The following is a 22103-nucleotide window of genomic DNA, read 5'->3' as shown; positions in this document are numbered from 1 at the left end:
ATTATAAAGTGAAGGAACGCATGAACTGTTGAAAGGCAAAGAAAATGATACTCACGAGGAAAGATTATAAAAAGCTGGAAAAGAAGATAGAAAAGCTGGAAAAAAGATAACAGAGCTGGAGAGACTGAATGGGTACCTTAAACAAAAAATAAATAATGTTACTCACGTCAAATCATACAAAGTTGAGCAGTTGGAGATTGACATTAAAACGACCAACGAAAAAATCAAATGGATTATTCCGCTGGTCATATCAATTACTGCATTAGGAATTGCCGTATGTGCGCTGCTATAGAAGGAGGAAACCATGAGCAAGATTAATTCAACTGAAGTTCCGGATAAGCTCCGGAGGTCGATACTGAGCCATGGCGTCAACATGGATTTAACAAGCATATCAGCAGTAGGACGATATCTCGGATACGAGGAACGTAATTTCCGGAGCAGAGTCAACAAAATGAATTTTGACTTTGTGGAGCTTAGAGATCTGTTTAAGCGTCTGCATTATACGGACGCGGAAGTGCTGGAAGTGATGAGGTGATACGGAAAGGAGAGGGATATATGAATGAAGCATATAAAGAACTGAAACCACATCTTAAAGTGGTGCTGAGAAGTAAGGCATCACAGGGCGAGAAGCTGGACAATACGATACACACAGAGCTGTGTGATATGGCATTACTTCCGGTGATCCAGATAAAAGCCGAGAGGGACGATAACAGCGAAGAAGTAAAGATGATCGGGTACATTAAGAAAAATATATGCGAAAAGATGGATGTGAGTGAGAAACAGATCATGGAAGATGCGCTGAATAACACTATAGTCGGCTATCCCCCCCCATGTCGAGACAATGCTTGAATTCATGGCAAGTCAGATGGGTATCGCTGCTTCAGAATTCGGAATGGATACCGCGGACGCTCACATGTTCATTTTGACAAACGCAATGTACAACAACGGTGCAGCAGTGATCGCTTATCCGGGATTTCTGGAAGAGATGGCCGAGAGACTTAAAGACAATCTCATCATCATCCCGTCAAGCATACATGAGGTGATTGTCCTGAGAGAAAGCGAGATAAATGACGATGTCCCGATCGGGGAGCATATCAGGGACGTAAATAAAAGCTGTATGGAGCAGAGCGAAATCCTTTCGGATCATGCATACAGATATGATGCTGCATTAAAAAAGCTTGAGGCACTAGAAAGTTGAGTCAAATTACGGCATACCGTTGACCTACCGGATCAATCTCCTAAGGGCGACGTAATACGATGCTAACGTCATAAATAAAGTTTACCCACTGCAACTCGGGACATGAGTCCCTAAACAATAAGGTTAAAAAATAAGAATCTCCTTCAATTCGGGATCGATACGGCGGGTCAACGGTATGAACAAAGGAAAGAGGCAGGATATGACACTGGATATCACAGAACGGGAGCTAAGGACCATCAAAAGGATGGCCAAAAGGAACATATACAGAAATCTGGACGCTTTGGATCATAAGCTCGACAGGGTGATAAAGGGGACAGGAGACATCATAGGTGGAATACTCGCAGCAGGCGGAGCATTGATGATGGTAATCGGTGCCGCATGTGCTGACAGCGTACCGACCGAGAGTCTCAATACATTGTCCGCTGTAATGATATTCGGGCTCATCTCATTGACGGTGGGCGTAAAAATACTCAACTGGATGCGCTCCTGATAATTAGATCCGTTCCGCTCATGCATCTCCTCGGCTCGGTCTCCCTAAAAAAGTCTGACATAGTACGTGAATGCAGCAGTACATATTTTTTTCATCCTCCTCAAATGAATACATATGGGTCGAGGGGGTGCATGAGCAGAGCGGTAAAGGAAAAATATGAATAAAAAACAGCAGATTGAAAAAGCCGTGCAGATACGGTCTGAGCTTGTACTGTTCTGTGGCCAGGTACCACAGCCCATCGAGGGAGAGGTAGAAGATCTTATCCCTCAGATGGACAAGATCATAGACGATATCAATAAGCTCGTACCAAATAAAGGCTGATACTCGAAAGAGATCACAATAAATCACGGAATCCCATCCAAAACGGGAAGCTTGCGGTGATAGATACTGATACGTGCCGCATATCTATTTGTTCATCGGTGCCTCCGGAGGACCAGTCCGGAGGAAACCAAATCTAAGAGAGGTAAAACCCATGGAACTAGTAAAAACCAAAGAGGATGATGTCGTTCCGGCTGATGTAAAGCGAACCGTCGCAGGAATGATCACAAGGTATGTAGAGTGCCGATTCTGCGGGCAGGTACATGCACTACAGTACAACGAGCTGCCGGAGACGGACGCTCAGATGAATGACGATGCAGTGATGGTATGCGATTGCCCTTCCGCACGAGAGTGGCAGTGGATGCAAAAATCGGCTGAAGAATCAAAAAAGAATCTTGAGACTCTGAATGAGCAAATAAAAACGCATTTCTCGGAGAAGGTTCTGGACTTTTGCGAAAAGGCTATCGACCTGATTGCAGCAGGAGAGATAGAGAGTCAGGTAATCACATCCGGAACAAAAAAGATAACGATCAAAAAGAAAAGCAAAATAAACATCGTTGTGAGTGTAAAGAAAATATCAGAAGGAAGTCTTGAAGCCTGAGACTTATACGAGGGGACGGAAGGATGAAAAAAATAGTTATCATTTGCGACCGTTGCGGAGCTGAGATAAAGGGATATCCCATGAAGCTAACAGCGGACTACGTTGAGAGGGCAGACGAGAAGAGGGTAGACCAGAAGATCTCGGAAGGAATCAAAAAGGCTCTGATGGATGACTGTGAGAGGGATTATTGCGAGAAGTGCATGCAGGAGATCTTGGAGTTCGCACATCACAATATGGATTTAGAGACATTTGTATCCGAGAAGAAAGACGAGCTCACTGAGGAAGCCAAGATCGATGCGAAGGCTATGGTCATGACCATGGATAAGGTCAAAAAGATCCTGAAGCCAAGTCAGAGAGACATGCTAGAGCAGATGTACGCGAGAGGAATGGATGAGAAAGACATTGCCAGGGACATGGGCATAGAAAGATACATTGTCCGATATTACATCGGCGAGATAAGGAAAGCTGGGTAATTATGAGGTTAAACGAATATCAGGTGGAAGCGGGAAAATCTATAGATCGGTATTTTTTCAATAATGCTATGGAAGACCATGCGCTTCATGGCATGGCCACGGAACTCGGAAAGCTAAATGCTTTATGTCTTCGAGAGCAGCAGGGAACGAACGAAAACCAGGAACAGATCAAAAGGAACAGAATGGGAGATATGTTCTGGTATTTTGCAGAGTATTGCACCGCTCACAACTGGAGCATGGATGACATAGCGCAGGAAAGTCTGCACAGGATGCAGAGCATGAGATAGAAGAAGGTAACACTATGGAGGTCATTGCTCTGATGCCGGTATTTGTTTGGATCCTGGTCGTATGGTTCATGTGGAGGTCGATAAAATGAGGCAATACTGCAGATATTGTGCATTCATGATCTGCGGAGATACATGTTTCTGCCAGCAGAAAAGGAAAGAAATGACAGAAAAGCAGGTGGTGGCATCCAACAACTGCAAGCTATTCGAATTTACTCCGGAAGACGCACTGGGAACCGGACATAAATACACTCCCAGAGTGTACAGGAAAAAACAGACGTCAGGTCAGATCTCCATGTTCGATTACATGAGGGAGGAAAGAAAAAATGATCATCACCGAATATGACCCTAAATATATTCAAGCGTACAGGAATAAAAGATGGCGTCTTGAGAAATGCGTACCTACCGAAGCTCAGAAAAAGGTTGCAGAGATAGGACGGAGACCAGCATACGCATACACCAGTGCATGCACCGGCAGAGGGCGGAAGAAAAGATAAAAGAAAGAAAGGGTAAACCAAATGAAAGGAAAATGCACCGGAGAGAGCGTGATGCTCAGCGTGGACGTCCTGCACCGACATCCTCAGAACCCAAGAAAAGGCATAGGTAATGTAGAAGAACTTGCGGACTCCATAAAAAAGAACGGAGTCATGCAGAATCTTAGTTGCGTTAATCATAATCACATCCTTGATAGAGGTGAGTCCGATAAAGATAAATCCATGGACCGCGCTTGGCCGATGGATGAGCCGGATCATAGGCGTTCCGGAGATCAAAACAGAGCTGTCGAAAATGCAAACAAAGATAAGTGAGCTCGACACAAAATTCGACACCCTGAAAGAAGATGAGAAGAACAGAAGAGAGCTGAGCGACGCACTGGACGCACGCCGGCGCATACTTAGAGCCAGTTACGAGATATCTCACGGCGCAGATTACGACGGGGAAATGATAAGCAACGCAATGGATGACGTTACAAGCTACGACAACTACTGCAAACTTCATCCATTGTTTGTGAACTCAAAAGCGGTGATGGCAGAGTCTACAGTAAAAGACGCCTACCGCAGGTATAACAGGCAGAGCACTTTCATAGGAGGTAATGAATCATGAATGAAGTCATCCAGAATGTAATGGAGTATTTAACCACGGCCCTTATCGTGGTGGGCGTGCTTGCGTTCGTCACAAGCGTCATTGTGCAGAGCATCAAAGAGATGCCGGGACTGAAGGATGTCCCTACAGAGCTCATCGCTCTCGTGATCGCAGAGCTTGTCACGATAGTGGCGACGCTTGCCGGGTGCAATTATTTTAAGATTTTAATCCTTTGGTACTACGTAGTTGCGGCAGTAATCGCCGGCTTTTTCGTATACATGATAGCGACAGGCGGATGGGAAAAGCTGAGAAACATCTGGGAACGTACTAAATACAGCAAGTGAAAGGAGGTGATCCTTTATCTCGCAGTCCTGGCGTTATAGGATGAACTATAAATCTTGTGTGATAGCCCTGTGTCCGTGTGGACATGGGGCTTTTGAGTATAAAAAAGGAGCTGAATATGACTGATTCGTATGAAAGAAGATATGTGTGGGATTTCTTTACGGCGGCAGGACTTACAAAAGAAGGCACAGCCGGATTAATGGGAAATCTTTACGCAGAGAGCGGAGTGGGTTCAAAAGTGCTGGAAAGGCTCTGCAGGAAGAGGTACAGCGAACAAGGCATCATATACACGGACAGCACCTATACCAATGCTGTCGATGACGGTTCTATCAGCAAGAGTGAATTCATAAGTCCTATGGGCAAGCACTACGGCTACGGCCTCGCTCAATGGACAGCCACAGGAAGAAAGACGGGACTCTATGAATACATCAAATCAAAAGGTGTCTCAATCGGAGACCTTCAGGCTCAGTGCGAGTATCTGCTCTATGAACTACAGACAAGTTTTAAAAATGTCTACCAGGTTCTCACGGGAACTAACGATATAAACGCAGCGTCCGACGCTGTTCTGCTTAAGTTCGAAGCTCCGGCCAATGCCGAAAGCTACAAGGAACTTAGGAGAGGATACAGTGAGGAGTTTTATAAATTGTACGGAGGTGCAAAGATGGTGATTATCGGATCAGCAAGAATTGACGAAAACGGCAATGCATCCGGAGGAAAAGCCGGAGATCAGACAGGGAATGAAGTGAGCATCCAGGAATACTACACCCATAAAAAAGGATGGAGAGTCATAAGGGCAAAGGATGCAGCAGTCCGCGAGGCTATAGCCCAAAACATGGAATGGGCCTGCGCTAATGATTATATAGGGTATAATCAGGGACAGAATCAGACTCTTTACAACGTGGTGGCACCTTTAGGGTTTAACTGTTCCCTCGTAACAACTCCATGTGAAGCAGACTGCGCAAGACTCATGAGAGTATGCGTGCTCTATGCCGGAATTAAAGTGAAAGACTTCTACACCGCAACCGAAGCAGATGCGCTCCTAGCAACAGGAGCCTTTGAAGAGGTATCAGTAAGTCTTCCGTACGGACTGCTCCGCGGCGATATCCTGGTAACAAAGACCAAGGGGCACACAGTAGTAGCTCTTACAAATGGGGACGGAACGACCGGAAAAGAAACCGGAAACACAAACGATACAAGCACAAACACTGAACCGGCAGCAGGCAAGTACACAGTAGGCTGGCACAAGGACGATAAAGGATGGTGGTATGCGGATACTGCAAACACATACCTCAAGAAGACATGGAAGGTTATCAATCACCACTGGTACTATTTCGACGAGAAAGGTTACATGCTGAAAGGCTGGCAGACTATCGACGGAAAGAAGTACTATCTTCAGGAGTCGGAAGACAATAACCTTCAAGGCGCATGCTGGAAGTCCGACGGATCCGGAGTACAGTCGGTATGGTATGTGGAGTGATTTGATCGAGCTTTTTCGAGTTCCACTCGATTTTCACTCGATTTTCACTCGATAATGATGGGGGCGCTTCGGCGCTACCTTATTTTTTACTGCAAAAGAAGATAGCATTTGCTATAATTCCGAAAGCAAATTGAAAATTGCCCAGCGGATTGCCCACCAAGGGAGGAGAACCGCATAAACACTATATAGAAACGAAAAACGAGACAGGTTCGACTCCCGTCTGGTCCATAGCTACTATAAAAGACGTTGATCTCAAAGAGGGTTTACCTCCGTAGATTAACGTCTTTTTTTATTAAAATCCAAGAATAATAAAAATAACCTAAGATTATCTTTCTAAACATTTCATTTTATAAAAAAATAACAAAGTTGTAAGAAGTCAACCTATTTAATAAGACTTCTAAAATTTAATGTGTTAAAATTATCCATGCTTTTCAAAAGAGAATATGTATTGTTTTATTTGCCAAACTACCAATGCATATCATCATCTCTGAAAGACCATGTATGATTTTTGAGAAGTCATACATGTGACGTCACTCAAAGAAAAATCCACCGAGATGACGTTTTCAAAACAAGGAGGCTATATTTTTATGGAACAGTTTTTCAAACTCAAAGAACACGGTACTAATGTAAAGACCGAAGTCATTGCAGGTATCACAACATTCCTGACCATGGCTTACATTCTTGCAGTAAACCCTAACATCCTGGGTTCAGTCATGGACAGAAGCGGTGTATTTGTAGCTACAGCTATTGCATCAGCATTTGCTACATTCATCATGGCATTTTTCGCAAACTACCCGATCGCTCTTTCAGCAGGTCTCGGACTTAACGCATATTTTGCATACACTGTTTGTCTCGGTGAGCTTGCGGATGTTGAGAATGCATTTACCATCGCACTTACTGCAGTTCTTGCGGAAGGTCTTATCTTCATCATTCTTTCATTCTTCAAGGCGAGAGAGCAGATGATCAACGGTATCCCTCAGAACCTCAAGAATGGTATTTCAGCAGGTATCGGTCTTTTTGTTGCTTATATCGGTCTTCAGGGTGCAAGCATCGTAACATTGACACCTAGCGACAGCGGTGTAACTATCGGTCTCGGAAGCTTCGCAAAGCCTGAAGTAGCACTTGCTCTTATCGGTTTCCTCCTTATAATCGTTCTTACTCATTATAATATCAAGGGTTCAGTTCTCATCGGTATACTTGCGACATGGCTCCTTGGAATCTGTGCAGAGATGACAGGATGGTACAAGGTTGACATCGATGCAGGTGTTTACAGCCTTATCCCTGACTTCTCACAGGGCTTACAGCTCAGCGGTATCGCAAACACAGCTTTTAAGTTCAATTTCGGCTGGGTTGCTTCACATATCGTTCAGTTCATTGCTATTGTTTTTTCATTCCTTTATGTAGATCTTTTCGATACTGTAGGTACAGTAGTAGGTGTTGCCGATAAGGCAGGACTTCTTGATGAGGATGGCAAGCTTCCTCGCGTAGGTAACGTTCTTATGGCAGATGCAGTCGGAACAGTTGCAGGTGCTTGTCTCGGAACATCAACTATCACTTCATTCGTAGAGTCTTCTGCAGGTGTTGCTGCAGGCGGAAAGACAGGACTTACAGCATTCACAACAGGATGCATGTTCCTTGTTTCAATTCTTCTTTCACCTATCTTCCTTGCAATCCCGGGATTCGCTACAGCTCCGGCACTTCTTTATGTTGGTATGCTCATGGTTTCTTCAGCAAAGAAGATCACTTTCGACGGTGATATCGCCGATACTGTAGGTGCTTATCTTGCAATGCTTATGATGCCTCTTTCATACTCAATCGCTACAGGTATCATGTTTGCTATTCTTGCATGGGTTATCGTAAAGGTATTCGAGAAGAAGGCAAAGGACGTAAGCCCTATCATGTGGGTAGTATTCGTTCTTTTCTGCCTGAGAATCGTAACTCTGGTTACAAACTTCCAGTAATAAAATATAAGATAGGAATAAGCTCTGAGATCCTTCTCAGGGCTTATTCTATTTTTATGCCTGATTTATGTCTGATACTGCATTTACATGAAAAAAACATGGATATCAGTTTAAGAAAATATTGATTTTGGAATACCGTACTTATAAGCCAAAGGCCCCGATATATTCTATAGAAATTGCAGAATAAATTAAAATGGAGTGCATATCACAGCTTTTTTAGTTTAAACATTGAAAATATTATGGCAAATGCATATTGATTTATTTGTGGATTTTTTATACATTGAATTACAGTATCTAAAGGCTTTTAAGGTTTGGAGGAATCATGGCAAAAGAACTTGTTGTAGTACTTGACTTTGGCGGTCAGTACAACCAGTTGATTGCAAGACGCGTACGTGACCTTGGCGTATATGCCGAGGTGTATGCTTCATCTATTGGTTTAGATAAGATTAAGGAATTGAATCCAAAGGGTATCATCTTTACAGGCGGACCTCAGTCTGTATATAAAGAGGAGTCCCAGCACATCGACCCGGCTATCTTCGAGATGGGTATACCGATCCTTGGTATCTGCTACGGTGCACAGCTTATCGCATATGAGCTTGGCGGAGTTGTAAAGACTGCACCTGTATCCGAGTATGGTCGCACTGATGTAATCATTGACAGACAGGATTCAGTTCTTGCAGGAACATCCGATAGCACTATCATGTGGATGTCTCACACAGATTACATCGCAGAGACACCTAAGGGATTTGAGATCATCGCACATACTGCAAACTGTCCGGTAGCAGGCATGGAAGATTCTGAGCGTAAGATTTACGCAGTCCAGTTCCATCCTGAGGTACAGCATTCTGTAGAGGGTAGTAAACTGTTCCATAACTTCCTGTATGATGTCTGCAAATGTGAAGGCAGCTGGAAGATGGAGACATTTGTACAGGACAAGATCGAAGAGATCCATAAGACAGTAGGAGACGGCAAGGTTCTCCTTGCTCTCAGTGGTGGCGTTGATTCCTCTGTTGCCGCTTCCCTTATGTCAAAGGCTATAGGAAAGCAACTTACATGTGTATTTGTAGATCATGGCCTTCTTCGTAAGGATGAGGGTGATGAGGTCGAAGCTATCTTCGGTGAGAAAGGACAGTATGACCTTAATTTCATTCGTGTAAATGCAGGTCCTGAGTATTTCGAGAAGCTTCAGGGTGTAGAAGAGCCTGAACAGAAGCGTAAGATAATCGGCGAGCAGTTCATCAGAGTATTCGAGCGCGAAGCCAAGAAGATAGGTGCCGTTGATTTCCTCTGTCAGGGAACCATCTATCCTGATGTTGTTGAGTCTGGTCTCGGAAAGAGCGCAGTGATCAAGTCACATCATAATGTTGGCGGTCTTCCTGAGAAGGTAGAATTCAAAGACATTATCGAGCCTCTGAGACTTCTCTTTAAGGATGAGGTAAGACGTGTAGGTCTTCAGCTGGGACTTCCTGAGTATCTGGTCTATCGCCAGCCATTCCCGGGTCCGGGTCTCGGAGTAAGAATCATCGGCGAAGTTACTCCTGAGAAGGTACGTATAGTTCAGGAAGCTGATGCTATCTACCGCGAGGAAATCGCCAATGCAGGTCTCGACAGACAGATCAGCCAGTACTTCGCAGCACTTACAAATGTTCGTTCCGTAGGTGTTATGGGCGATTTCAGAACCTATGACTATGCAGTGGTTCTTCGTGCAGTAGAAACAGATGATTTCATGACTGCTGAAGTCACAAACATTCCTTTTGAGGTTCTCGAGAAGTGCATGAACCGAATAGTAAATGAAGTTAAGGGCGTAAACCGCGTATTCTATGATCTTACGAGTAAACCGCCTGGAACGATAGAGCTCGAGTGACCTACCTGTCCCCGGGCAATACCGTCTAACCTAAATAGACCCAACTAAAATAGACCTTATAACCTTCATCAGGTTATAGGGTCTTTTTCTTTGCAGTAGCGGGCGTTGTATGAATCTTAGGTAACTAAATCCAGGTAAAAATAGGTTGGGACCGAAAGACGGTTCTGAGGGTAAAAGAGGTTGCCCGGGGACACTACCACAGGCTTGGAGGTTGTCTCACAAATATAGTAATTTCAAGGCTTGAAGTTGTGTTAAATCACACAACTTCGGGCCTTTTTTTGTGCATGATTCTAAAATGATTCTATTTTTTAAAATAAAATGGAATCGGATTTATCAAAGAATAATGTCCATTTCTGTTTTATATCTTTATTTTAATTCAATTTTTATCAAAAAATTTTTACCTTGCTTTAGTAATACGACTTTTATCACCCCAAATATATATATAAGGATTAAACTGATACCCAGATGATGGACTTCAACATGACAGTTGAAATACCCATCGTCTGGGTGTTTTTTATTGTCAATCAGGAGGATGTCAAATTGGATGAATCAAGTTTTAAGTATCATGATAATAACGTAAAAAAGTTAGAGCAAAACCCTGTGGTCAAAACAGTCGATAGTCGAAACATTGAATTTAAGTTATCGTTCACTATCCGGCTTTTTGAGAGATGGAAAGAGGCCCCTTGCCCAGAAACTATAACCATGGTACTTGCTGAGGAAAATATTCTGGTTAATGATGTCACTTTATGGCTCAGCAAAAATATAAACGAAAAGTTTCTTAACTGTGGATACCCTAGACATAAGAACAGGAAAGAATTTGAAAATGATGTCAATTACAATGAAAGTAATCCTCTTATTCTTTCGGGAAGATTCCATAGGAGCATAAGGCGTTGGGGCTTAGAGATAGATACGGAATTTCAGCAGGAATTGAAAAAAACATATCCGAATGTTTCAATCGAGACAAGGATGAAACAATTGGGAGTTAATCCATTAGACGTTGGATATATCAGACTACGTCGGTTGATACATCAGTTCAATAGTGAGCTGGCTAAGGAGTATAGTGCTTCTGAAGCCGTTGATAGGAAATCAATACCAAGATTCACAACTCCCTCCGTTCTAGTGAGAAATCCCTATGTAAAAACGGTTGACCACGGAATACTATATATGACCGATGCTTTTTATAATGAGGTATATATGCTTCCTTACAAAGTTACTAAACTTCTCGAAATCTATGGTATAGAACCAAATCTGGTAAGCGAGGAAAGTCTGATCAGAATACATTTAAAAATAAAGGAATGGAAACCATCTGATTCGATTAACTTTTCTGTGTGTGAAGAGATTTTGAAGATACAAAACAGACGGATTGCAGCAATGCACAATGCTGTGATGAATGATTTTTCAAAAGTTGCCGATACTTTTAAGGCTGCTCCGATAATGATACAGAGAAAGATATGCAGATGGATTGATGAACTTCCGCGAGATCCATATGGATATTTTACATGCAAGAGGATAATCACATTAATAGGGCTTTCAAAAAGTCGTTACTATGCTCTTCTTAATAATAAGAACTATGGCATGCAGGGTATAAGAAAGCGTGATCAGGATGAAATAGATATATCTGTGATAAGACATGTTCTAAACTATAAAGGATTTGAAAAAGGGATAATGCAGGTTTACATGCTTATGCCAAAGATAACAGAGCATTCATTCAGCATATATAGAATACGCAGACTTATGAACAAGTACGGCATCAGAACAGATATCCGTAGACCAAGCAGGAACAGGAAAGCATTGAGGGAACTCATGGAACGTAACAGGAAAGCTAATCTTCTGATGCGGAGATTTAAACTTCACAGACCTAATGAAGTAAGGCTTACTGATGTTACATATCTCGATTATGGGGATGAAAAACGTGCTTATGGATCTGCTTCCGTGGATCCTGTTACCGGCAGACTCATATGCTTTATAGTCAGTGAGAATAATGATCTTCAGCTTGCACTCGATACACTGGAGGCAATGGATTCCCATGCGGCCAAAAGCGGAGCAATCCTTCACAGTGATCAAGGTATACTTTACATGACTGATGACTTTCAGACTGCCGTAGTTGAAAAGGAACTCACACAGTCAATGTCAAGGCGTGAAAACTGCTGGGATAATGCAGTCCAGGAGTCATTTTTTGGACACTTTAAGGATGAGTGTCACTATGAAAAATGCAAAACTCTTAAAGAATTGCAGAAATGTATTGATGACTACAGCTTTTATTATAATAATGAGAGAGGCATGTGGGACAGGGGAAGAATGACACCCACAGAGTATGAAAGATTCCTTGAGGGGATGAGTGAAGCAGACTTTTCTGATTATCTGGCAAGAGAAGAAAAACGTTTTGCGGATATGAAGGTAAAATCTGCAGAAAAAGCTCATAATGCAGCAAAGAGCTATAAGGAATTCACAGAGAAAAGCATTGGGGGACTGAATAATGAAGCTGGTGGATCATTCGAAGAAGTACAAGTATGAGGACGGGACTGACAGACCGGATGATAAGATAATCCCATTCCTTGACAATGAGTTTGTCACAGGTTTTAAAGAGGACAGACTCTTCTATTCCAGGGACTTTGATATTGCATTGTACAAGAAAATCAAAGAAGAAGGGATGACTTATGTACAGGCTTACAATGCTCTGGGCTTTGATACAAACATCCTAGGAGTTGACCGTGCCAACGCTGCAGGCAAACGTGTCATGCAGAAGGCAAGGGACAATAAACTTTTCACTATAGATGAGACTAATTATGATGGCTCGGTGTCTCGGGAACAGATGGGAAACCTGACTCCCGAAGAGGAACGTGCATATCTCATAGCACGCAATCATTATCTTGAAGAGATGCTTTTGGCTCAAAAAAAAATCCGATCCGAATTGGAGGAGTACTTTACCTGATCGAAGAAAAGGAAATCTGTGCAGACAGATTTGTTATGGTGGATTCATTTATAAATAAGCAAAAGGTAAGCAAAAGTGGTTACAACACATCCCAGTGTCTGCGAATGTTTGGAGTATCTGATTCCGGGTATTATGCATGGAAGGGGCGCAGGGAAGATGTTTTTGGAAAACAGGCTGAGAAAAGGTCTGAACGTGATGCTATCAAGGAACTCATGAGAAGGATCATCATCGCAAGGAATGGTGTGGTTCCCGGCAAGAGAACTTTCCGGGTGGAACTATTTAGGAGATTTGACAAGATCGTAAACACTAAGAAGATAGCTTCACTCATGGCAGAAATGAACGTTCAGGCACAGATGCCCCATAAGGATGCCTATAAGCATCAGGCCTCACATAACCATGTATGCGCAGCTCCACCAAATGCAGTTAACCAGAACTTCTTTATTGGACCGAGAAGGGTCATACTTTCTGATATAACCTATCTGTACTATGGTGAATACAGATCTCCCTTTTATCTTTGTGTGTTCAGAGATGCATATACCAGGGAAAACCTTGGATGGAGTATTGGGAGATATATGTCGCTGCAGCTCGTGGAAGAAGCTTACCGGTATATGATGAAGAGTCACGGAACTGAGCTTGATGAAGTAATGAAGGCCAATGAGGTATACGTACATCATGACCAGGGAAGTCAGTATCTCGCTTCATCATTCACAGAGCTGTTACATAATGACGGATTTGTACAGTCGGTATCTGCCAGAGGGAACTCCCAGGATAATGCTCCAATGGAGAGTTTTTTTGGAAGACTTAAGACGGCAATCCTTGATATGGTCGCTATGTGCAGAGACTTCTCTTCTGCAAGGAAGCTTGTTAACGGATACCTTAATGCATATAATTCTGAACATTATCAGTATGATCTCGCCGGTCTTACTCCGGAGGAATTCTACCAGTATGCCACAACCGGAGTATATCCTCTTGATAATTATTTTGGAGTTCCGGCATCGGTAATGATGACTGGTGGTGATCTAAAAAGCATCAGACGCAGATATGCAGATGAGGAAGCTGCGGTCCGCAGAGAGGCTTCAAGGAAGAAACGAGAAGGGAAACGTCTTGTTGATCCGAAGAAGGTGATAATAAGGGATCAGCGAGTTCTTAAGGCTGTGATAGATAAGTGGAAGGACAAGGAAACAACCGCCTCAATACAGATCACAAAAATGCAGGATGCCCTTGAAAAAGCAAAAAGGGCACTTGAGTTTATAAAAACTCTTACAGAAGAGAAACTATCTGAATTAAGGGAGCCGCTTGCATGGAGGAAATATACTGAACTCAGCTATGTGTTCCTGATGAACGAACTGTTCTAAAACTATATATTTTTCAGAATCCAATTATTTAAAACGATCTACAACTGTATAATGTAATCAGCTGTATCGTGGCAGTAAGGGCCTGGCCTATCGCTAATGCGAGTTCACCTCACCCTCTGACGGTACAGTTTTTTAGATCAGAGGCTCTCTGATCTTTTTGTTGTACTTATAATGATAGGGGTCATTCTGTATCTTGCTGCAGGTTTTCTTTTTGTCAATCTATCATCATTTCCGAAGTGTAAAACGCAAACAAAATCATTATAATATTGTATAAGTAGATAATTTTGACAACATGGAGGATAACATGCTTTTTCGTAAAAAAAGTCTCGATCGTATTTCAAATCCCGATGATATAGATGACTACATAAAGATTTCTTCACCTTCCGTATGGCTGATTCTTATTGCGATACTTATCATTCTTATCGGAACCCTGATTTGGAGCTTTTTGGGAACCATCGCTGTTAATACTTCGGAAGGAGTACAGTATGTTGCTCCGATACAGTATCTGTTGCATTGAAGATTCTAAAGGGACAAAAGTATGGGAAAAGACATTAAGAAAAAAATCAGGCAGCCTGTCAAAGGAAAAGTTGCAAGGGTTCCTGTTATCATGCAGATGGAATCCCTGGAATGTGGTGCAGCCTGTGTTGCCATGATCCTTGCCTATTATGATAAATGGATTCCGCTGGAACAGCTGAGAGTTGATTGCGGAGTATCACGTGACGGCGTAAAAGCAGGTAACCTTGCACGAACCATGAGAGCCTACGGACTTGAGGCCAAGGGGTACTTATTTGAGCCTGATAAGCTAAAAACCGACGGCACATTCCCCTGTATCATTCATTGGGGATTTAATCATTTTGTGGTTCTTAGAGGAGTTCGTGATAATAAGGTATATATCAACGACCCTGCAAAAGGTGATATCGTTGTGTCGGCAGAGGAAATGGATAAAGAGTATACAGGTGTTACCATAATCTGTTCTCCGGGTGAAAACTTTTCTCCTTCGGGAAAGAAGAAAAGTATCATGGAATTTTCAGCTAAACATCTGAAAGGAACAGGTCCTGCTTTAATACTTGTTGCCTCCATGACAGCCATAATTTCTCTGGTGAAGCTTATCATGACAGGTTTTTCCAGGTTTTTTATGGATCATATGCTGGGAGGTGAAAATCCTGATCTGGTGGGACCTTTCATCACAGCTTTAACGGTATTTGCCATCATCGAAATCACTGCGGGATGGGTACAGGCTATCTACTCCTATAGAGTCATCGGGAAATTTGCAGCTGCAGAAAATACCCGGTATTTCTGGCATGTTTTGAGACTTCCCATGAGCTTCTTTTCCCAGCGTATGGTAGGAGACATTGAACAAAGAAGGACTCAAAGTGCCAATATCGCAAATCGTCTGATATATCTGCTGGCTCCATTTGTGATCAATTCCTTTATGCTACTGTTTTATCTTGTGGTAATGCTTAAGCATTCAGTTATCATGACTGTCATTGGGATCGTTTCAGTGATGATCAATATGGCTGTGGTCTGGTGGAGCAGTAACAAGAGGATCAATATCACCCGTGTGATGATGAGGGATTCTTCAAAGATGTATTCATCAACCATAGCGGGAATAAGGATCATAGAAACTTTAAAAGCTGCCGGAGCAGAAAACGGATATTTTAAAAGATGGGCAGGATATCAGGCAGGAGTCAATTCACAAAAAACCGGTTACAACAAGCTTGATATTTATCTCCTGAAAATGCCGGAGCTTATCATTTCGCTGGTTAATGACATCATACTTGTAATGGGCGCCTATATGGTCATGAAAGGTCAGTTTACTCCGGGTATGGTACTCGCTTTTGCAGGTCTTTTGACACAGTTCTTTGCTCCCGCACAGTCTTTTGTTATGGCAGGACAGCAACTGCAGGAAATGCGTACCGAGATGGAACGTATTGATGACGTGATGAGCTATCCCCTGGATCCGTTCTTTACAAACAAAGAACCCGTCAAGGTTACGGAGTCTGTGAAATCCACAATGGATGCCGAAAGCAGAAAATCAGTACAAAAACTGTCCGGAAAGCTCAGTATCCGTGATGTCACCTTCGGATATTCTAAACTTTCGCCTCCTACCATAGAAAATCTTAACCTGGAGCTTTATCCCGGAAAAAGCATTGCTTTCGTGGGAGCCTCGGGCTGCGGGAAAAGTACTATAGGAAAACTGATATCAGGACTGTATCAGCCATGGAGTGGAGATATCCTTTTTGATGGTAAAAGAATAAATGAAATAGACAGGGATGTGTTTGCCGGATCCGTTGCGGTTGTTAATCAATATATCATTATGTTTGAGGATACAATTTCCAATAACATACGGATGTGGGACCGCTCCATAGAAGATTTTGACATCATTATGGCTGCAAGAGATGCAAGGATTCATGATGACATCATGCAGCGAAAAAGCGGTTATCAGTATCAGATGTCTGAAGGAGGCTGTGATTTTTCGGGTGGGCAGAAACAGAGGATGGAGATTGCAAGAGTTCTTGCTCAGGATCCGACTCTCATCATACTTGATGAAGCCACCAATACCCTTGATGCTCAGACAGAACATGAGGTTGTCCGTTCAATACGGGACAGAGGCATCAGCAGTATAGTGATAGCCCATCGTTTATCTACTATTCGTGATTGCGATGAGATTCTTGTCATTGATCACGGAAAAGTTGTGGAAAGAGGAACTCATGAAGAGCTTATGGCGAAAAATGGATTATACACAAATCTTGTATCCAGCGATTGAGGTAGCAAATGAGCCTGTTTGAAGAACAAATAAATCAAAGAAAAAAATATGATCAGGATGCATTTGAAGATTCTTGTCTTCGTATAGCAGGTTCTGTCATTGGAAAAAAGCTTTCCGGTGCCCTTAATGAGGAAAGAGGTCGGGCAGAGGATGCAGTGGAAGCCATCCTTAAGTACTATCATGTGAAGAAACGTGAGGTTCCCGATAGTCTGAACACCTTCGAAGAAGTAATGGAGTATCTTTTGCGCCCGTCAGGAATCATTGCAAGAGATGTAAAGCTGCAAAAGGGTTGGATAAAAGGCGCCCATGGGGCAATGCTTACGACATTAAAGGAGAGAGGAGAACCTGTTGCTCTCATACCTAAGAGTGTAACAGGATATCACTATACCGATCCTGTATCAGGATCCATGATGCGGATAACCCGGAAAAATGAGGCTATTTTTTCGGAGGAAGCTATAGTATTTTATAAGCCCTTCCCCAATGTAATAATGGGGGTAAGGGAGTTATATGATTATATTTTTGAGAATGTAAGCAGGAAATCACTGGCTGGATATCTTGTATTTGCATTGATAGCCACTCTGGTGGGGGCTTTACTGCCTTATCTGGCAAGTAGTCTTTTTTCCGATGTGGAACCCTCGGGGCAGTATTCGGGGCTTCTTGCCATTTTTGCATTCATGATTTCTGCTTCTCTGGGAAAGGTTCTGTTCGGGATAGTGCAGGAATTTTATCTGAAAAATCTGTCTATGAGTCTGAACCTTCAGATAGAAGCTGCAACCATGATGCGTGTATTATCGCTCCCGACATCTTTTTTCAGGGGGTATTCTTCCGGAGATCTGTCAAGACGTGTGCAATATATGACGATACTGGTTGAGCAGCTGGTGGAAATCGGGCTGGCAGGCTTTGTTACATTTATGTTTTCCTTTATTTATATAGTTCAGATATTTTCTTTTTCTCCGGCTCTTGCTTGGCCCGGTCTTGTTGTGACGGTTCTGGTACTGCTGGTTGATATCATGGCTATCCGGGAAAAAGCAAAAATAAATCTTATTCAGATGGATCTCGAAGCAAAGGAAAGCGGTCTGGCTGTGGGAATTGTAGCCGGCATTGAAAAAATAAAACTTTCAGGTGCCGAGAAAAGAGCATTTGCAAAATGGGGAAGAAGTTATGCAGAACAGGCTGAACTGCTTTACTCTCCGCCGCTTTTTGTGAAAGTAAGCAGGGTGATAGCTGAGGCATTTCCCATCATAGGATTGATCATCATTTATTATTGTGCAATAAAATCAGGTGTAACCATAGGTGAGTTCTATGCGTTTAATGCTGCCTTCGGTTTTTTGACTGGAGCTTACGCAACTTTGCAGATGATTATAGAGCCTATGGCTAAGGTGTTTCCATGTCTTGAGATGGTGCGGCCTATAACCGAAACCCTTCCGGAAGTGGCTGAAGAAAAACAGGTTGTGGATAAGCTGAACGGAGCCATCGAGCTAAACCATGTTTCCTTCCGCTACAATGATGATATGCCTATGATCATAGATGATCTCAGCTTGAAGATACGACCGGGACAATATGTGGCGATAACAGGAAAAACCGGATGCGGGAAGAGTACACTCTTCAGACTTTTGCTTGGATTCGAGAAGCCTTTAAAGGGCGCTGTTTATTACGACGGGAGAGACCTTGAAAGTCTGGACCTTAAGTCTGTCCGTTCAAAGATAGGTACTGTGCTTCAGAACAGTCAGCTTTTCTACGGAGACATTTTTTCCAATATTGCTGTTTCGGATTCAAAGCTTACCATGGAGGATGCCTGGGAGGCGGCAGAGATGGTGCATATAGCCGATGATATCCGTGCTATGCCCATGGGAATGTCTACACTCATTACGGATGGAATGGGCGGTATCTCGGGAGGACAGCGCCAGAGACTTATGATAGCACGGGCTGTTGCCACAAAGCCAAAGATACTTATGTTTGATGAGGCTACCAGTGCCCTTGACAACATAACCCAGAAGCAGATAGCAGAGTCTCTCGACAATCTGAAATGCACCAGGATAGTCATAGCTCACAGACTTTCAACCGTTAAACATTGTGACAGGATTATAGTTCTGGATGGTGGGAAAATCGTAGAAGACGGAACCTATGAAGAGCTTATGGAAAAGGATGGGGCATTTGCAGAGTTGGTTAAACGCCAGCAGGTTTTGAAGAAGACTGAAGAATGTTGATACTAAAAACAGAGCAGCTATCAGAAGATAGCTGCTCATACTGTATAATTTAATAATTCTTCTTTTAACCGAGGAAGTTCTTCAATCGCTTTTCTCCTGACTTCTGTGTCACCGTCCGGTTCAGACATTCTTTCTTTGAGTATAACATGAATGCGATTAAGAACCTGATCGATACATTCCTCACGTTCAGGATAGCTTTTTGACATGCATGCTTTCATGACTTTGAGCCTTGTGGCCGATATGATGGCATTTGCATCCTCTTTCTGTTTACGCACAATAAGTTCTGCGAACACATCCTGCATTCTGTCAGCGTATTCACGTCCGAGATCGAGCTGCATATCAAAAAAAAGCCTCAGTATTTCAATTCTCGCAGTTTCATTCAGGAATCTAAACAGAGCCTCTCTGTCAGATGCCGGATTCATCTCTGAAAGTTTTTCACCATGTTCAAAGACAGCCCATAGGGGTGTACTTTTTATTCCGAATTCCGGATATTTTTCTTTTGTATTATCACATTCACAGGCGATGATCCTTGCATCAGGTGTGTCGATAAAATCAAGGAGCTTAGAGACATAAATACATCCCAGACAGCCATTTCGTCTGTAAATAACCAGAGTTTTTTCATCTGTGAGCTCATTCATAAGAGCCCTTTGAGTGTTAACAGTTTTCATATATCACGTCATTTCGAACCAGTATAGTTGTAACGGATCTCGAACACCGCACATTGTATGATATGATGCTTGGCCGAAATCAGCCATCACTTACTGCATACTTTTCTAATATGCCGAATGCGGACGATGTTCTGTGGGTATGTACAGATATGTACCGTCCCTTTGAAAAAAGCATCAATACCGCTCTTCCGAATGCAAGATGGGTGGTTGATCACTTCCATGTGGTAGCGTATGCCAACAGAGCTATGGATAAGGTGCGCATAGAAGTACAGAGCAAGCTTACAAAGAAAGATCGTATAACAACAAAAAAAGGTATGGCGTATACATTACGGACAAGATTAAGGGATTTGACAGACGAAGAGGCGTCTCAGATCAGGGCTTGTCGAGGGGATGAAGTGTACGGGCCGCTTGCCGTTGCATATGACCTGAAAGAAGATTTTTTCAATATCTATGATGAACATCGTAATTCTAAATCAGATGCACAACAGGCTTTTGTTGAATGGGAGAAAAGCATCCCGGCAGAAGCGATTTATGAAGACTTCCGCAAGTTGGCCAACACCGTTCATAATTTCTATGAGCAGATATTTAATTACTGGGATTGTCCGATTTCAATCACGAATGGATTTACAGAGTGTTCAAACCGCATAATTCGGGAAAACAACGTACGTGGACGTGGAAACTCCTTTGAAATACTTCGAGGGAGAACACTTTACAGACACGCAAATCTTGAAAAAATTGAACAGAACACGATGCTTCTCGGGCCGCCGATTGCGTCCAGGGGACCTCTTTTCCATTATGAAGAGGTTAAAGGCATACCCGCCACGCCTGATGCACAAGAGGATATTCGCTTTGACAGCTTTGAATACGATCCAATGATAGGCTTGATCCCCGGAGTAAACTTCGATCCGGAAACCGGTGAAATCTTCGATGAAACCTTAATTGGCGATGATGAAATATAGGGGTATGCGGAATTACCTGTGGGAAAGGTGTATAATTCTTTCCGGAGGTAAATTGGTATGTATGATATTGGCATTTCTGAAATAGCAGTAACCGCTAAGTATGAAGATACAGAAGATACAGAAGACATTTTGAAAAAACTTTTAAATTTCATGTTGCCCTCTTTCCGGATTCATCGTATAAATAAATAGAACAGGTTGAAGAAAGAGGCTCAATGCCCGCGGAAATCAAGGAGATAGTGCTAATGAAACTTATCGGAAAACTTAAAGAGGATGTAGAAAAGGCTGAGAAAAAGGAAGAAGCAAAGAAGATAATCGAAAAAGCCGGGATGGAGCTTACGGACGAAGAGATGGATCAGGTAGCAGGCGGTGGAACAATGGGATCTTTATCAGAGATCAATAGGCTTATCCACGGGTAATTCTTCAAACCCAAAAAATCTTGACGGAATATAACAAATTTTGCGTAAAATTTTTTGCGGGATTGTTGCCCTTTCCGGATTCCGTTCGTATATAATCATAGAGTGATAGTTAACCGCAAACCATGGAGGTAGCACTATGAAGTTGACTGATGAACTGCAAAACAAGATAGGGAATGCAAAGTCTGAGGACGAAGTAAAGAAGATCCTCGGTGAAACAAAGCAGAATGTAGAAGAAGCGGGTGTCATCCTTGATGATGCGGAACTGGATCAGGTGTCTGGTGGAGTAACTAAACAATTCATGAATGATTTTTTAATGAAAGGAATGAATTTTCATTGACGGAGAAGCTTCAAAATAAGATTTATGGGGCAAAATCCGAAGAAGAGGTAAAGACCATTCTTGTTATAATATCAATGCCGGTAGGAGTCAAATCTTATCGGCTTTTTGATTGCAAAAACTGGATCAGGTGGCAGCAGGCGGGCATATATCGATAAAAAGCTATAAAACGAGTCGTCCATAAGTATACCGATAATATATTTCACAAAATGCGTCTTTTGCGAAGTGTTTCCAAAGCCGCGACAATTACTCCGCGAACGGTCGATTTTCTCCCTTTTCGGTATGAAAAACTCCGCGAACGGTAAATTGTGTCTGATCTGAAATCGAGTAGGGGGAATATAATCCCCCTCTCACACCACCGTACGTGCCGTTCGGCA

At 42.7% G+C, this 22103-nt stretch carries 25 protein-coding genes; 24 read left to right on the top strand and 1 reads right to left on the bottom strand.

Translation table 11 applies throughout. The features are described 5' to 3' along the window. Positions 1-304: 304 nt before the first annotated feature. From BXO88_RS02815 to BXO88_RS02720, 21 genes are all read left to right on the top strand, one after another. Positions 305-535 (top strand): hypothetical protein, encoded by a 231-nt coding sequence (locus tag BXO88_RS02815; protein WP_078036262.1) that lies wholly within the window; start codon positions 305-307, stop codon positions 533-535. A 20-nt stretch (positions 536-555) separates the two neighbouring features. Then, on the top strand, positions 556-849 hold the full coding sequence (locus BXO88_RS02810; protein WP_078036261.1) for a hypothetical protein: 294 nt from the start codon (positions 556-558) through the stop codon (positions 847-849). Between the two features lie 4 nt (positions 850-853). Further along, positions 854-1198 carry a DUF5688 family protein gene (locus BXO88_RS02805; RefSeq protein WP_168171599.1) on the top strand — a complete coding sequence of 115 codons (345 nt, stop codon included), beginning with the start codon at positions 854-856 and terminating at the stop codon, positions 1196-1198. Between the two features lie 175 nt (positions 1199-1373). After that, positions 1374-1688: a hypothetical protein gene (locus BXO88_RS02800; RefSeq protein ID WP_078036259.1), complete on the top strand. Its 315-nt coding sequence runs from the start codon at positions 1374-1376 to the stop codon at positions 1686-1688. Between the two features lie 156 nt (positions 1689-1844). Next, entirely contained in the window at positions 1845-2009 is a 165-nt protein-coding gene (locus BXO88_RS16430) for a hypothetical protein (protein ID WP_168171598.1), read from the top strand. 151 nt (positions 2010-2160) lie between these two features. Then, positions 2161-2607, top strand: a complete 447-nt coding sequence (locus BXO88_RS02795; RefSeq protein WP_078036258.1) for a hypothetical protein — start codon at positions 2161-2163, stop codon at positions 2605-2607. A gap of 23 nt (positions 2608-2630) precedes the next feature. Beyond that, positions 2631-3080, top strand: coding sequence for a helix-turn-helix transcriptional regulator (locus BXO88_RS02790; RefSeq protein ID WP_078036257.1), 450 nt, complete (start codon positions 2631-2633; stop codon positions 3078-3080). Positions 3081-3082: 2 nt separating this feature from the next. Continuing rightward, a complete protein-coding gene (locus BXO88_RS02785; RefSeq protein ID WP_078036256.1) occupies positions 3083-3367 on the top strand; it encodes a hypothetical protein in 285 nt (94 codons plus the stop codon). A gap of 85 nt (positions 3368-3452) precedes the next feature. Further along, positions 3453-3710 (top strand): hypothetical protein, encoded by a 258-nt coding sequence (locus BXO88_RS02780; protein ID WP_078036255.1) that lies wholly within the window; start codon positions 3453-3455, stop codon positions 3708-3710. A 172-nt stretch (positions 3711-3882) separates the two neighbouring features. After that, the gene (locus BXO88_RS02775) at positions 3883-4170 is read left to right on the top strand and encodes a ParB N-terminal domain-containing protein (protein ID WP_139355487.1); all 288 of its coding nucleotides are present in this window, start codon (positions 3883-3885) and stop codon (positions 4168-4170) included. Next, positions 4151-4465, top strand: coding sequence for a hypothetical protein (locus tag BXO88_RS02770; RefSeq protein WP_078036253.1), 315 nt, complete (start codon positions 4151-4153; stop codon positions 4463-4465). Before BXO88_RS02775 ends, BXO88_RS02770 begins: the two co-directional genes overlap by 20 nt. After that, on the top strand, positions 4462-4788 hold the full coding sequence (locus tag BXO88_RS02765; RefSeq protein WP_078036252.1) for a ribonuclease: 327 nt from the start codon (positions 4462-4464) through the stop codon (positions 4786-4788). The genes BXO88_RS02770 and BXO88_RS02765 overlap by 4 nt, the downstream gene beginning before the upstream one ends. Positions 4789-4904: 116 nt before the next feature. Further along, positions 4905-6263 (top strand): phage tail tip lysozyme, encoded by a 1359-nt coding sequence (locus BXO88_RS02760; RefSeq protein WP_078036251.1) that lies wholly within the window; start codon positions 4905-4907, stop codon positions 6261-6263. A 587-nt stretch (positions 6264-6850) separates the two neighbouring features. Further along, positions 6851-8224: an NCS2 family permease gene (locus BXO88_RS02755; RefSeq protein ID WP_078036250.1), complete on the top strand. Its 1374-nt coding sequence runs from the start codon at positions 6851-6853 to the stop codon at positions 8222-8224. A gap of 322 nt (positions 8225-8546) precedes the next feature. Further along, the gene (guaA, locus tag BXO88_RS02750; RefSeq protein WP_078036249.1) at positions 8547-10088 is read left to right on the top strand and encodes a glutamine-hydrolyzing GMP synthase; all 1542 of its coding nucleotides are present in this window, start codon (positions 8547-8549) and stop codon (positions 10086-10088) included. A 540-nt stretch (positions 10089-10628) separates the two neighbouring features. Beyond that, entirely contained in the window at positions 10629-12602 is a 1974-nt protein-coding gene (locus BXO88_RS02745; protein WP_168171597.1) for an IS3 family transposase, read from the top strand. Next, positions 12565-13020, top strand: coding sequence for a hypothetical protein (locus BXO88_RS02740; protein ID WP_078036247.1), 456 nt, complete (start codon positions 12565-12567; stop codon positions 13018-13020). Before BXO88_RS02745 ends, BXO88_RS02740 begins: the two co-directional genes overlap by 38 nt. A gap of 35 nt (positions 13021-13055) precedes the next feature. Next, a complete protein-coding gene (locus BXO88_RS02735) occupies positions 13056-14375 on the top strand; it encodes an IS3 family transposase (RefSeq protein ID WP_078036246.1) in 1320 nt (439 codons plus the stop codon). Between the two features lie 304 nt (positions 14376-14679). Beyond that, positions 14680-14892: a hypothetical protein gene (locus tag BXO88_RS02730; protein WP_078036245.1), complete on the top strand. Its 213-nt coding sequence runs from the start codon at positions 14680-14682 to the stop codon at positions 14890-14892. A 21-nt stretch (positions 14893-14913) separates the two neighbouring features. Next, entirely contained in the window at positions 14914-17142 is a 2229-nt protein-coding gene (locus tag BXO88_RS02725; RefSeq protein WP_078036244.1) for an NHLP family bacteriocin export ABC transporter peptidase/permease/ATPase subunit, read from the top strand. Between the two features lie 8 nt (positions 17143-17150). Further along, positions 17151-19349, top strand: a complete 2199-nt coding sequence (locus BXO88_RS02720; RefSeq protein WP_078036243.1) for an ATP-binding cassette domain-containing protein — start codon at positions 17151-17153, stop codon at positions 19347-19349. 35 nt (positions 19350-19384) lie between these two features. On the opposite strand, the gene BXO88_RS02715 is transcribed toward BXO88_RS02720, so the two are convergent. Then, on the bottom strand, positions 19385-20017 hold the full coding sequence (locus BXO88_RS02715) for a hypothetical protein (protein ID WP_139355486.1): 633 nt from the start codon (positions 20015-20017) through the stop codon (positions 19385-19387). 2 nt (positions 20018-20019) lie between these two features. On the opposite strand from BXO88_RS02715, the gene BXO88_RS02710 reads away from it, so the two are divergent. The 3 genes from BXO88_RS02710 (at position 20020) to BXO88_RS02705 (ending at position 21729) form a co-directional block, all read left to right on the top strand. After that, entirely contained in the window at positions 20020-20976 is a 957-nt protein-coding gene (locus BXO88_RS02710) for a transposase (RefSeq protein ID WP_330395065.1), read from the top strand. 242 nt (positions 20977-21218) lie between these two features. Further along, on the top strand, positions 21219-21392 hold the full coding sequence (locus tag BXO88_RS16425) for a hypothetical protein (RefSeq protein ID WP_168171596.1): 174 nt from the start codon (positions 21219-21221) through the stop codon (positions 21390-21392). Positions 21393-21528: 136 nt separating this feature from the next. Continuing rightward, on the top strand, positions 21529-21729 hold the full coding sequence (locus BXO88_RS02705; RefSeq protein ID WP_078036240.1) for a hypothetical protein: 201 nt from the start codon (positions 21529-21531) through the stop codon (positions 21727-21729). Positions 21730-22103 lie beyond the last annotated feature (374 nt).

This window comes from Oribacterium sp. C9 (assembly GCF_002007235.1).
Classification (GTDB): Bacteria; Bacillota; Clostridia; order Lachnospirales; family Lachnospiraceae; genus Oribacterium.
This window is presented reverse-complemented; position numbering and strand designations above follow the sequence as displayed.